10 protein-coding genes are annotated in these 12,840 nt (G+C 44.9%); 1 reads left to right on the forward strand and 9 read right to left on the reverse strand.

The window, feature by feature from the left end; genetic code table 11:
* Positions 1 to 135: 135 nt before the first annotated feature.
* The 5 genes from DUL71_RS19620 to DUL71_RS19640 all read right to left on the reverse strand — a co-directional run bounded on the left by DUL71_RS19620 (position 136) and on the right by DUL71_RS19640 (position 5,600).
* The gene (locus DUL71_RS19620) at positions 136 to 756 is read right to left on the reverse strand and encodes an ABC transporter ATP-binding protein (protein ID WP_114939676.1); all 621 of its coding nucleotides are present in this window, start codon (positions 754 to 756) and stop codon (positions 136 to 138) included.
* Between the two features lie 150 nt (positions 757 to 906).
* The gene (gene lpxA / locus DUL71_RS19625; RefSeq protein ID WP_112572778.1) at positions 907 to 1,692 is read right to left on the reverse strand and encodes an acyl-ACP--UDP-N-acetylglucosamine O-acyltransferase; all 786 of its coding nucleotides are present in this window, start codon (positions 1,690 to 1,692) and stop codon (positions 907 to 909) included.
* Entirely contained in the window at positions 1,689 to 3,095 is a 1,407-nt protein-coding gene (locus DUL71_RS19630) for a bifunctional UDP-3-O-[3-hydroxymyristoyl] N-acetylglucosamine deacetylase/3-hydroxyacyl-ACP dehydratase (protein ID WP_208645603.1), read from the reverse strand. Before DUL71_RS19630 ends, lpxA begins: the two co-directional genes overlap by 4 nt.
* Positions 3,096 to 3,116: 21 nt before the next feature.
* A complete protein-coding gene (gene lpxD / locus DUL71_RS19635) occupies positions 3,117 to 4,166 on the reverse strand; it encodes a UDP-3-O-(3-hydroxymyristoyl)glucosamine N-acyltransferase (protein WP_114939678.1) in 1,050 nt (349 codons plus the stop codon).
* A 198-nt stretch (positions 4,167 to 4,364) separates the two neighbouring features.
* On the reverse strand, positions 4,365 to 5,600 hold the full coding sequence (locus tag DUL71_RS19640) for an HD domain-containing protein (protein WP_114939778.1): 1,236 nt from the start codon (positions 5,598 to 5,600) through the stop codon (positions 4,365 to 4,367).
* A gap of 272 nt (positions 5,601 to 5,872) precedes the next feature.
* Here DUL71_RS19640 and porX point away from each other — a divergent pair, with 272 nt between their 5' ends.
* Entirely contained in the window at positions 5,873 to 7,426 is a 1,554-nt protein-coding gene (gene porX, locus DUL71_RS19645; protein WP_112572771.1) for a T9SS response regulator signal transducer PorX, read from the forward strand.
* A gap of 96 nt (positions 7,427 to 7,522) precedes the next feature.
* Here the strand turns inward: porX and DUL71_RS19650 are convergent, their stop codons facing one another.
* From DUL71_RS19650 to DUL71_RS19665, 4 genes are all read right to left on the reverse strand, one after another.
* Entirely contained in the window at positions 7,523 to 9,058 is a 1,536-nt protein-coding gene (locus DUL71_RS19650; protein WP_114939679.1) for a SulP family inorganic anion transporter, read from the reverse strand.
* 213 nt (positions 9,059 to 9,271) lie between these two features.
* A complete protein-coding gene (locus DUL71_RS19655; RefSeq protein WP_114939779.1) occupies positions 9,272 to 9,700 on the reverse strand; it encodes an rRNA adenine methyltransferase in 429 nt (142 codons plus the stop codon).
* A gap of 273 nt (positions 9,701 to 9,973) precedes the next feature.
* Positions 9,974 to 10,759 carry a succinate dehydrogenase/fumarate reductase iron-sulfur subunit gene (locus tag DUL71_RS19660; RefSeq protein ID WP_114939680.1) on the reverse strand — a complete coding sequence of 262 codons (786 nt, stop codon included), beginning with the start codon at positions 10,757 to 10,759 and terminating at the stop codon, positions 9,974 to 9,976.
* Positions 10,760 to 10,865: 106 nt separating this feature from the next.
* Positions 10,866 to 12,800 carry a fumarate reductase/succinate dehydrogenase flavoprotein subunit gene (locus DUL71_RS19665; RefSeq protein WP_114939681.1) on the reverse strand — a complete coding sequence of 645 codons (1,935 nt, stop codon included), beginning with the start codon at positions 12,798 to 12,800 and terminating at the stop codon, positions 10,866 to 10,868.
* Positions 12,801 to 12,840 lie beyond the last annotated feature (40 nt).

The following is a 12,840-nucleotide window of genomic DNA, read 5'->3' on the forward strand; positions in this document are numbered from 1 at the left end:
AAAATTAAACTCCGGAGGAGTATCGTGTTTGTAGCTAAGCGAGAGGCGTTTGTTGGCTCCGTAGGAGCCTCGTAATTAAGACATACACAGCTCAAACCACTCACCTAATCAACCCAATCAACCATTCACTAAAAGCTAAACCTTATAATCCACAATACTTAGCTTGTGATTACAGAAGCTGTACTCATGTTCCTGGTTGGAGCATACTATGGTAAGGCGGCCGGCGGCAAATTGTTGTACGAGGTTTAAATACCAGTCGACACCCTGGGTATCCAGGTTGGAGGTTGGCTCATCAAGCATGAGCATGGGGGTATCGGCACAAAAAGCGAGTGCAAGCTTAAGGCGCTGTTTCATACCCGATGAAAAGTATTTGATAAGCTTATTGGTGCTTTTAGGCAGATTGAGCAGTTCGATCAATTGCGCTTTATCCATGCCTTGTTTAAAGCTTTTAAACCTGAAATGAAAGTCAACCATCTCGCTCATGGTAAACTCTTCAATAAGCTCCAGATAAGGGGCAGCAAGGCTTAAATGGGTAAATACAGTATCTATCTCAACCGCTTTGCCATCGTTGGTAAAATCAATCTGGCCAATAGAAGGCGACAGGCTGCCGTTTAGAACCTGTAATAAAGTTGATTTCCCGGAGCCATTGGGCCCAAGGATGGCATAAGACTCGCCGGAGGTAAAAGTATAATCCACCCCTTTGAAAATCCAGTCGCGGTTAAAGCGGCGGCCGATGTTTTGGAGGGTGATGATCATAGGGAGCTTATGGTTGATGGTTCATAGTTCATAGCCGAAGAACCTGTTTATAGCTTATGGTTGAATCCTGTTTTGGAATTATAGTTCATGGTCATATATAAAGCGGACAAGCATCCGGCTATGTGCCATGAACTATAACCCATCAACCATTTAGGTATTCCCAAAACCTTTCATGATACCGCGTTGCGAGTTTTGCAGGAAGTTGATGATCTCATCGCGTTCCACGCTTGGGGTAAACTCAGCCTCGATGATATCAAGCGCTTTGGTTACGTTGTATTTTTTAAGGAATATGATCCGGTAGATCTCCTGGATTTCGGCAATTGTAGCTGCCGAAAAGCCCCTGCGGCGTAAGCCCACGGAGTTAATCCCTACATATGATAATGGCTCGCGACCAGCCTTGGTATACGGAGGCACATCTTTACGTACCAATGAACCACCTGAGATCATACTGTGCGCGCCAATTTCAACAAACTGGTGTACGGCAGATGAACCACCGATGAAGGCATAATCATAAACTGTAATGTGACCGGCCAACTGTACCGCGTTGGCAACAATAACATTATCGCCAATAACACAATCGTGTGCTACGTGTACATACGCCATCAGCAAGCAGTTGCTACCAATGGTGGTGGTATTTTTATCAAGCGCGGTACCGCGGTTAAGGGTAACACACTCACGAATGGTGGTGTTATCGCCTATGGTTACGGTGCTTTGCTCGCCTTTGTATTTTAAATCCTGTGGCGGGGCAGATACTACCGCGCCGGGGAAGATACGGCAGTTTTTACCTATCCGGGCGCCGTCCATAATTACGGAGTTGGAGCCGATCCAGGTACCTTCGCCAATTTCAACATCCTTGTGGATGGTAACGAAGGGTTCAATTACCACATTGTCGGCAATTTTGGCCTGTGGGTGGATATATGCTAATGGCTGGATCATGCTTCTGTTTCTTTTACTTTAACAATTTGAGCCATCAGTTCGGCCTCAACAACAACGCGGTCGCCTACCATACCAACGCCTTTCATGGTAGCTATACCACGGCGGATTGGGGCTGTAAGATCACATATGTAAATAATGGTATCGCCGGGTACAACCTTGCTTTTAAAGCGCGCGTTCTCAATTTTCAGGAACAGGGTAAGGTAATTTTGCGGATCGGGAACGGTATTTAACACCAGGATGCCGCCGGTTTGAACCATGCCTTCAATTTGCAGTACGCCCGGAAAAATTGGTGCGCCTGGAAAGTGCCCTTTGAAAAATTCTTCGTTAATGGTTACGTTTTTACAGCCAACAACGTGGTTTTTGGTAAGCTCCAGAATCTTGTCGATCATCAGGAACGGCTGGCGGTGAGGCAGCATCCCCATAATATCAACGGTATCAAAAAGAGGTTTGGCATTCAGATCATAAGTTTTAACCTGCTTGCGGCTTTTTTCTTTCTTGATTAAAGCTTTAATCTTTTTAGCGAAAGCTACGTTAGCCGCGTGGCCCGGCCTTGCAGCCATGATATGGCCTTTAAGCGGAACACCAACCAATGCCAGATCGCCAATCATATCCAGCAGCTTGTGGCGTGCCGGCTCATTTTGATGGCGAAGTTCAATGTTATTTAAAATACCTTGCGGGGCAACGCTGATATCCTTGCGGTTAAACAGTTTTGCCAGGTGATTAAGTTCTTCTTCGTCAACATCCTTATCAACAACCACAATGGCGTTGTTCAAGTCACCGCCTTTGATCAGGTCGTGCTTTAACAGCATTTCCAGTTCATGCAAAAAGCAGAAGGTACGGCAAGAGGCAATCTCTTTTTTGAACTCGCTGATGGTTGAAATGCTGGCATGCTGGCTTCCCAGCACCTGCGAGTTATAATCAACCATACAGGTAAAGCGGTAATCATCTAATGGCATAGCTACCATTTCCACCTTACGGTCGGTTTCAGAATAGTGAATGTTATATGGGATGTGATAGTATTCACGATCGGCTTCCTGCTCAACAAGGCCTGTTTCGGTAATTACGTCAACAAACTGAATCGAGCTGCCATCCATGATCGGTGTTTCCGGGCCATCAAGGTCAATCAGTACGTTATCAATTTCAAGTCCAACCAAAGCGGCCAGTACGTGTTCAACAGTATTTACAGTAGCACCGTTTTGGCTGATAGATGTTCCGCGGGATGTATCGCTTACGTTATCAACATCGGCATCAATAATTGGAGCACCGGGGATATCAACCCTCCTGAATTTATAACCGTGGTTTTCAGGGGCAGGATTAAAGGTCATAGTAACGCTTTGTCCGGTGTGCAAGCCTGTTCCTGATACCGAAACCGGCGCTTTAATAGTTCTTTGTTTAACGTTCATATTTAAAATTACAGGCTAAGGCTATTCGCTCGCCTTGCCTTTACGTAGTTCTTCAATCAATTTTTCAAGCTCATAAACCTTACGGTCAAGCTCTGGCAGCTTTCGCAGCTTAGCATGGGCACGAAGGTAGTCTTTATATGGCATATATGGAGAACCTCCCCATGCCTTGCCTTCTTCTGTAACAGAGCCGTTTACGCCAGTCTGAGCCGAAAACTGCGACCCATTGGCTATGTTTAGATGCCCTGCAAAACCTACCTGCCCGCCTATAACAACTCTTTCGCCAATTTTGGTACTGCCCGATATGCCGGATTGCGCTGCAATTACGGTATTTGCGCCAATTTCAACATTGTGCGCTATCTGGATCAGGTTATCAATTTTAGCACCTTTGCGTATTATGGTTGAGCCCATGGTTGCCCTGTCTATAGTGGTGTTTGAACCCACTTCAACATCATCTTCCAAAATTACATTGCCAATCTGTGCAATTTTAGTATAAGTACCATCCGGATTAGGTGCGAAGCCAAAGCCATCGCTGCCAATTACGGCCCCTGAGTGTACAATTACATTGTTGCCTATTACACAGTCAAAATAAACTGTAGCGCCTGCAAACAGGGTTACATTATTGCCAAGGGTTACATTATCGCCGACGTTAACGTTAGGATAGATCTTGCAATTGTCGCCGATGGTTGCATTTTGGCCGATATAAGCAAAAGCGCCGATGTATGCCCCTGCCCCAACCTGCGCGGTTGGATGGATAAAGCTTGGTTGCTCAATACCTTTTTTATCAAGCCTGAAAGTATTATACTTTTCAAGCAGAACGGTGAATGAGCTATAAGCGTTCTCAACCCTGATGAGCGTAGCCTTTACCGGGCCTGTTAATTGCTGATCGTTATTAACGATAACAATGGAGGCATTGGTGGTGTACAAAAATTGCTCATACTTAGGGTTGGCCAAAAAAGAAAGACTGCCTGCGCCGGCTTCCTCTATCTTGGCAAGCTGACTAACAGTTGCCGAAGAATCGCCTTCAACAGTTCCGTTGAGCAGTAAACTTATATCATGAGCGGTAAATTGCATCGGGCAAATTTAAATGTTAAAATTGAAGCAACAAATTATTAATGAGTTATGAACACGCGTTAAAAAGTTTTGACTGTCAATGCGTTTTATTTTTCACCATATCTTCATTTGTGAAGTCCTAAGTCGCAAGCTTTATTCGTAAGTTCTAAGTCACGCCTCTATATATCCGACTTAAGACTCTGGGCTTAAGGCTTAGAACTAATTATTCAACAACTCCTTATTATAGCAAAGGATATGTTTTTTTACTGTTTTTGCCAAAGCTACCAGGTTTGAATTATCACTGGCTTCGGCAATATCTTTTACCTGGCCATTTTTCATTAATATGCAAATGTTGCCATCGTTCTGGTTGTAAGCATTATTGCGGATGGATGTGGTGAACACAAAGTATGCCGCGGCATCTTCATAGCTTATACCATATTTCTGCATCGCTTTTTGACGAAGCTGTTCAACAAAGGCCTCGTCCGGACAATCATTGGTGATATCAACCCTGAAAAGATTGCGCTGTACCAGGTTTTTACATAAGTGAGAAAGTACCAGGTCGGGATGGTAAGCCCACACTTTTACCGAGGCCATAATATCGGTATCATCCAAACAGGCAAAAGTTTCCAGGTGGCGGTCTTCATTCATAAATGCCTCGCGACTGATGCGGTTCTTTAAAAAATGCATCAACGCGGGTGTCGCGAATAGGTTTTCGCCCTGCGATATCAACTCCCGGCCACGCCTGAAGATTTTGGTGAGTACCTCCTCGCCTGCTATTACTGTTTTATGCAGATAAACCTGCCAGTACATCAACCTGCGGGCAATCAGAAATTTTTCTATCGAATAAATGCCTTTTTCATCAACCACTACATGATCGTTTTTAACATTAAGCATTTTGATGATACGCTCGGAGCTGATCACACCTTCGGATACCCCGGTAAAGAAACTGTCGCGATTAAGGTAATCCAGCCTGTCCATATCCAATTGACTGGATACCAGTTGGTGCAAAAACTTACGCGGATAGGTATCATTAAAAATATCGATAGCCATGGTAAGCTTACCTTCAAACCTCGCGTTAAGCTTATTCATCAGCATTGATGAAATATCCTCATGGGCTATGCCATCAATTATGGTATTTTCCAAAGCGTGCGAAAATGGCCCGTGACCGATATCATGCAGTAGTATGGCAATGGTTACGGCTTCTTCCTCTTCGGCCGAGATCTGATGGCCTTTGCTGCGTAGTGTTTCGAGTGCTGTATCCATCAGGTACATCGCCCCTAATGCATGATGGAAACGGGTGTGCAGCGCGCCGGGATAAACCAGGTGGGTCATGCCTAGTTGCTTTATATAACGTAACCGCTGAAAGTATGGATGGGATATAAGGTCAAATATCAGTTCGGTAGGGATACTGATGAAACCATAAACCGGGTCGTTAATTATTTTCTTTTTATTCAATGTTGCTTGTGTAAATGCAAAAATGTAAAACAAAGGTAAAATAAGAGCGTCAGGTTTGTTAAATTTTGTTAATACCTTTACTGTGCAACAACAAATACATCTCTTTGGGGTTTATTGTCTGAATCAGAATTCGCGGAATTTGTCTGAACTCGAATTTTTCGAATTAAAGAATTACCTGAATTTCAATCCGATATTTGTACGCCGGATGAACTAAAATTCGATGAATTCATTCATTCGATAAATTCCGGTTCTGACCTTAACATATACATACCATGCAAGACACCACCATTTTATGGGCCGATGACGAAATTGACCTGCTAAGACCACATATACTTTTCCTGGGCGAAAAGGGCTATAAAGTAACTACCGTAACCAATGGCTACGATGCTGTTGACTCGTTCAAGAGCAACTATTTCGACCTGGTTTTTCTTGATGAGAACATGCCAGGCCTTACCGGTTTGGAAACCTTGCAGCAGATCAAGAACATCAATAATGATGTGCCTATAGTGCTGATCACCAAAAACGAGGAAGAATACCTGATGGAAGATGCCATCGGCTCCAAGATAGACGACTACCTGATTAAGCCGGTACATCCTAAGCAGATATTGTTGACCATTAAAAAGTTGACCGAGAACAAGCGCCTTGTAACCGAGAAAACCACCATGGCTTACCAGATGGATTTCCGGACACTGGGCATGACACTTAACGATAACTTGAGCCACCAGGAATGGGTTGACGTTTACAAAAAATTGATTTACTGGGAGCTTGAGCTTGAAAAGCTGGAGGATGCTGGCATGCACGAAATCCTGACGCTGCAAAAGGCCGAAGCCAATATGCAGTTTTGCAAGTTTGTGGAACGCAATTACCTGAACTGGATCAAAAATCCGGACCTGGCGCCAACCTCATCGCCTCAATTATTTAAAAAGAAGGTATTTCCTAAGCTGGATGGCAAAGGCCCGCTGTTTTTTATTTTGATAGATAACCTGAGGTATGATCAGTTTAAGATCATTAACCCCATTATTTCTGAATATTTCAGGCTGGAGGAAGAAGATACTTATTACAGTATCCTGCCAACGGCAACACAATATGCGCGTAACTCCATCTTCTCTGGCCTGATGCCTTTGGATATGGAAAAACGCTATCCATCCATGTGGCAAAACGATGAGGATGAAGGTGGTAAAAACCTTTACGAGGCCGAGTTTTTGGCCGATCACCTGAAGCGTGTATTACGTAAAGATTGTAAACATTCATACCACAAGATCCTGAACATTGACGAAGGTCGTGCTCTTAACGAGTCGGTAAATAACCTCATGAACAATGAGCTTAATGTGATCGTTTACAACTTTGTGGATATGCTGTCGCATGCCCGTACCGACATGCAGATGATCCGTGAGCTGGCGAGTGACGACGCTGCTTACCGTTCATTAACACTGTCATGGTTTGAGCACTCGCCATTGTTTGACTTGTTAAAATATTTAGCGCAGAAACAAGTACGTGTAGTGATCACTACCGATCACGGTACTATCCGCGTAAAAAACCCGAGTAAAATTGTGGGCGACAGGAATACCAACACTAACCTGCGTTATAAACAAGGTAAAAACCTGAACTATAATGCCAAAGAGGTGTTCCATATCCGCAACCCGCATGATGCCATGCTGCCAAGGTTGCACATTAGCTCAAGCTTTGTTTTTGCCAAGGAAGACAGCTATTTCGTATACCCGAACAACTATAACCACTTTGTGAATTTCTACAACGAAACCTTCCAGCACGGAGGGATCTCGTTAGAAGAAATGATTGTACCAGTGGTTACTTACGGGCCCAAATAAGATGGTTAAAAGGCAATAATGTGCCTGCGATCTTAAATAGATGATACAATAAAGGCCCGGATTTTCCGGGCCTTTATTGTTATGGAAAAATCGTCGCTATTTTTCAACCACCACCCGATAAGATGGATCTTCGAGGATGTTAACGTTGATGATCCCTTCGGCGTTTTTGAGCAGTGTTACGCAATCTTCGCTTACGTGTTTTAGCTGTAGTTTCTTGCCGGCCTGGCGATATTTTTCGGTGAGTTTGTTTAGCGCCTCAATGCCCGACATATCCGCGATGCGGCTATCTTTAAAGTCGATCACTACTGCTTCCGGATCACCCGCGATGTCAAACTTTTCATTAAACGCCATCACCGAACCAAAAAACAATGGGCCGTATATTTCATAATGCTTTACACCCGCTTCATCAATGTATTTGCGCGCCCGGATGCGTTTGGCGCTCTCCCATGCAAAAACCAACGCCGAAATAATAACGCCTATCAATACCGCAAGGGCAAGGTTGTGCAGCCTTATCGTAATTAGTGCTACCAGGATCCCAACAAATACATCCTGTTTAGGCATTTTATTAATGATGCGGAAACTGATCCATTCAAAAGTACTAATGGCCACCATGATCATCACCCCGGTAAGCGCGGCCATAGGTAACTTTTCAATAACCGGCGCACCGAAGAATATAATAAACAGGATGGTCAGAGATGCTATGATACCTGATAACCTCGCCCGTGAGCCCGCAGACAGGTTAACCAACGTTTGAGCAATCATTGGGCAACCGCCCATGCCCGAAAAGAAACCATTGAGGATGTTTGCGCTTCCCTGGGCAATACATTCACGGTTGCTGTTGCCGCGGGTAGCAGTCATTTCATCAACAAGGTTTAAGGTTAACAAGCCTTCGGTAAGGCCAACTCCTGCCATGATGAGCGCGTAAGGGAAAATGATTTTTAATGTATCGATACTAAGTGGGATAGCCGGGATATGAAACGGAGGAAAGCCCCCGCTTACTGCCGCGATATCTCTTACTGTTTTGGTATGGATCCCGAAACCAAAAACCAGTGCAAACACTACAATAATAGCCACAAGCGATGGAGGAACAGCTTTGGTGAGCTTAGGTAAAATAATTACTATGGCGATGGTTAGAGCTACCAACCCGGCCATGATTAGCAGCGGCGTGCCACTGAGCCAGATTTCCTGGCCGTTAACTACGGTTTTAAATTGCTCCAGTTGAGCCATGAAAATGATAACGGCGAGACCGTTAACAAAGCCGTACATTACCGGCTGCGGCACCAGGCGGATAAACTTGCCCAGTTTAAACAAGCCGACCAGAATTTGTACTACACCAGCCAAGGCCACCGCCGCGAAAACATACTCCAACCCGTACGATTTCATGAGGGCGATAAGCACCACAACGGTTGCCCCTGCCCCGCCGGATACCAGTCCTGGTCTGCCACCGAATATGGAAGTTATCAAGCCCATGATAAAGGCGGCATACAATCCCATCAGCGGCGGAAAGCCGGCAAGGATAGCAAACGATAATGATTCGGGCATCATGGTCATGGCTACCGTTAATCCGGCCAGGACCTCTTTTTTATAGTTGATTTTTTGCGAAAAGTCGAAAAGACGTAAAGAAGGCTTCATCCTAAGTTATTAAGCGATTGATTTTTGGTTGACAAGCTTTTGTGACGTAAATAAAAAGCATGCTTAACTGAACTTAGCATAGCGGGACTATGGTAGATTTTAGTCATGCTGCAAAAATATACAAAATAAAAGGACTGAAACAAACGCCATGTCCATTGCGTAACTGCTTCGTGTCTTATAAATGATGTGATTTTTAGAATCGCTTTTAACCTCTTAGAGGATGCTTACCCGCTCTATCCCATTGTTAATCCCTGCCCTGATCATATTGCCATAACCATCATCAGGCAAAAACCGGGTGAAACTTAAACCCAATTGATAGTTTTCAAGCGCCTTGTCAAGGTTCTTCAGATCCTCATGGCATTTAGCTATGTTAAGGTAAAGTGAGGGATAAACCGCTTTTACCTCGTCCCCTTCTATACCAAGCGCAAGGTTTAGAGCTGTTTCATCCCATTTTAGTTTATCTGCAACACTTTGTTGGTGCCGGGCAACGTAGTGGGCGGCAATAAACTTTTCTGTGGTATTGGTTGCTTCATCCCATGCCTGATGGAACAGGGCCGATGCTTCATTTGGTTTGCCTTCGCCTTCTAATAACATTCCTTGCCCGCAAAGTTTGTTAACGTGGTTTTCGGGGTCGATTTGCATGTGGATGCTGGGCTTGTAATTTTCGTGAATTAAATTTATGATTTTGGGAACATAAGTAAGTAAAAGATTAACAATGTTATTATAAAAATGATGAAGGTAAAAAAATGTCATTGCTAGCGCAGCGCGGCAATCGCATGCTATACAGAGCGGCTATGCTTCCGTGCGATTGCTTCGTTCCTCGCAATGACATGGTTTATGTCTGTTTGTATTACTCTTAAAACAAAAACGGCCCGGATAAACCGGGCCGTTACTATATCTTAAACAAAAGGTCAATTAATGACCCTGTTCGTGTACTTCATCTTCCCTGAACAGTTTCGCGCTGAAATAGTCGTTGTTCATGCGGGCAATGTTGGTCAATTTAATTTCCTTAGGGCACTCGGCTTCGCAGGCGCCGGTGTTGGTACAGCTACCAAAACCTTCTTCGTCCATTTGAGCAACCATTGATTGCACACGACGGTAGCGCTCTGGCTGACCTTGTGGTAATAAACCTAACTGGGTGATCTTAGCTGATACGAACAGCATTGCCGAAGCATTTTTACAAGCCGCAACGCATGCTCCGCAACCGATACAGGTAGCCGAGTTGAAAGCCTCATCGGCAATAACCTTAGGGATTGGGATTGCATTACCATCGGGTACACCACCTGTGTTTACCGAAACGTAACCGCCTGCCTGCTGGATCCTGTCAAAAGCTGAACGGTCAACCGCTAAGTCTTTTACGATAGGGAATGCTTCAGCGCGCCATGGCTCAATGGTGATAGTTTCGCCATCGTGGAAGGTACGCATGTGCAGCTGGCAGGTAGTGATACCGCGTTTTGGTCCGTGTGGGTGGCCGTTGATATATAATGAACACATACCGCAGATACCCTCGCGGCAGTCGTGGTCAAAGTTAATTGGCTCATCGCCTTTATGGGTAAGGCTTTCGTTAACCACGTCGAGCATTTCAAGGAACGACATGTCAGGCGAAATATTTTCGGCTTTGTAGCTTACAAATTTACCCGAGGTTTGAGCATTTTTTTGACGCCATACTTTAAGCGTCAGGTTCATATTTCCGTTACTCATCTTTGTTTTAGATTTGAGTTATCGTTGTTTTTGTTGATTGAGTGAGTAGTTGATTGGGTGAAGGGTTTAACTTTATCAACCACCCACCTAATCAACCATTCTCTAATTAAGCATAGTTTCTTTGAGACAGGTGAACTGCTTCAAATGTCAATTGCTCTTTATGCAATTCTTCCGGCTGATTTTCACCTTTGAATTCCCAGGCAGCTACAAACGCGAAGTTTTCATCATCACGTAGTGCTTCGCCATCTGCAGTTTGTGATTCAACCCTGAAGTGGCCACCGCATGATTCTTTACGCATTAAAGCGTCATCTATCATCAGCTCGCCAAGTTCAATGAAATCGGCCACGCGGCCAGCTCTTTCTAACGAAGCATTTACCTCTTCGTTTTCGCCGGTTACGATAGCGTTTTTCCAGAAATCAGCTTTCAATGCCTGAATCAGGCCTTTTGCTTTTCTCAAACCTTCGTCGGTACGGGCCATACCGCAATATTCCCACATAATGTGGCCAAGCTCGCGGTGGTATTCGTTAGTAGTTTTAGTACCTTTAAGGGCCAGTAATTTATTTACGTGGTCAACTACGTCTTTTTTGGTGGCTGCAAAAGCTGGGTGGTTAGTGTCAACCTTTTTAGGGCCGATCTTAGCCAGGTAATCACCAAGGGTATAAGGGATCACGAAGTAGCCATCTGATAAACCCTGCATCAGTGCAGATGCACCAAGGCGGTTAGCACCGTGATCAGAGAAGTTACACTCGCCCAAAGCATATAAGCCGGGGATTGTAGTGCTCAGGTTATAATCAACCCAAAGACCGCCCATGGTATAGTGAACCGCAGGGTAAATACGCATTGGCTGTTTATACGGGTTCTCATCGGTGATCTGGATATACATATCAAACAAGTTACCGTATTTGGCTTTAACGGTTTCTTCGCCTAAACGCTTAATAGCATCGGCAAAGTCAAGGAATACTGCGAAGCCCGAACCTCCTACACCTTTACCTTCTTCAACCATTTCCTTAGCGTTACGTGAAGCCACGTCGCGCGGAACAAGGTTACCGAAAGCCGGGTATTTACGCTCAAGGAAATAATCGCGATCGTCCTCTTTAACCTGGTCTGCTTTCAAAGTGCCTTTGCGTAATTGCTCGGCAATTTCAACAGTTTTAGGAGCCCATACCCTACCGTCGTTACGCAGCGACTCAGACATCAGCGTTAGCTTAGACTGGTGATCGCCGGTTACCGGGATACAGGTTGGGTGAATTTGAGTATAGCAAGGGTTACCGAAGAAAGCACCGCGTTTGTGTGCCCTCCAGGCTGCCGTTACGTTTGAGCCAATAGCGTTTGTTGACAGGTAGAATACGTTGCTGTAACCGCCGGTACATAACAATACCGCATGACCATCGTGGGTATCAATGGCGCCGGTTAGCATATTACGGGTAACAATACCTTTGGCGTGGCCGTCGATAGTTACCACGTCAAGCATTTCGTGGCGGGTATACATTTTTACCTTACCGGCATGGATCTGGCGGTTAAGGGCAGAGTAAGCGCCTAATAAAAGCTGCTGTCCTGTCTGGCCCCTTGCGTAGAAAGTACGGGATACCTGTGAACCTCCGAATGAACGGTTATCCAGCAAGCCGCCGTATTCGCGGGCAAAAGGTACGCCTTGTGCAACGCACTGGTCAATAATGTTTACCGAAACTTCGGCCAAACGGTGAACGTTTGATTCGCGGGCGCGGTAGTCGCCGCCTTTAATGGTATCGTAAAATAAACGGAAAACACTGTCGCCGTCGTTCTGATAGTTTTTAGCGGCATTGATACCACCTTGTGCCGCAATAGAGTGCGCACGGCGGGGGCTGTCCTGAAAACAAAATGCCTTAACGTTGTAACCCAGCTCGCCCAAGGTGGCAGCTGCCGAAGCGCCTGCCAAGCCGGTACCTACAATAATGATATCGTATTTACGCTTGTTGGCGGGGTTAACCAGCTTCAGATCAAATTTATGCTTGCTCCATTTTTCGGCTAATGGGCCTTGAGGAATTTTAGCATCTAATGTCATCTCTTTTTGTATTTATGTTTATGGCTTTTGGCCAGCTAAA

Source organism: Mucilaginibacter endophyticus (assembly GCF_003351025.1).
Lineage (GTDB): Bacteria > Bacteroidota > Bacteroidia > Sphingobacteriales > Sphingobacteriaceae > Mucilaginibacter > Mucilaginibacter endophyticus.

What these genes read in the sequence shown, in the direction of transcription:
- DUL71_RS19620 (WP_114939676.1), bottom strand. Translation starts at nt 756, where the DNA reads ATGATCATCACCCTCCAAAACATCGGCCGCCGCTTTAACCGCGACTGG.
- lpxA (WP_112572778.1), bottom strand. Translation starts at nt 1,692, where the DNA reads ATGATCCAGCCATTAGCATATATCCACCCACAGGCCAAAATTGCCGAC.
- DUL71_RS19630 (WP_208645603.1), bottom strand. Translation starts at nt 3,095, where the DNA reads ATGAACGTTAAACAAAGAACTATTAAAGCGCCGGTTTCGGTATCAGGA.
- lpxD (WP_114939678.1), bottom strand. Translation starts at nt 4,166, where the DNA reads ATGCAATTTACCGCTCATGATATAAGTTTACTGCTCAACGGAACTGTT.
- porX (WP_112572771.1), top strand. Translation starts at nt 5,873, where the DNA reads ATGCAAGACACCACCATTTTATGGGCCGATGACGAAATTGACCTGCTA.
- DUL71_RS19650 (WP_114939679.1), bottom strand. Translation starts at nt 9,058, where the DNA reads ATGAAGCCTTCTTTACGTCTTTTCGACTTTTCGCAAAAAATCAACTAT.
- DUL71_RS19655 (WP_114939779.1), bottom strand. Translation starts at nt 9,700, where the DNA reads ATGCAAATCGACCCCGAAAACCACGTTAACAAACTTTGCGGGCAAGGA.
- DUL71_RS19660 (WP_114939680.1), bottom strand. Translation starts at nt 10,759, where the DNA reads ATGAGTAACGGAAATATGAACCTGACGCTTAAAGTATGGCGTCAAAAA.
- DUL71_RS19665 (WP_114939681.1), bottom strand. Translation starts at nt 12,800, where the DNA reads ATGACATTAGATGCTAAAATTCCTCAAGGCCCATTAGCCGAAAAATGG.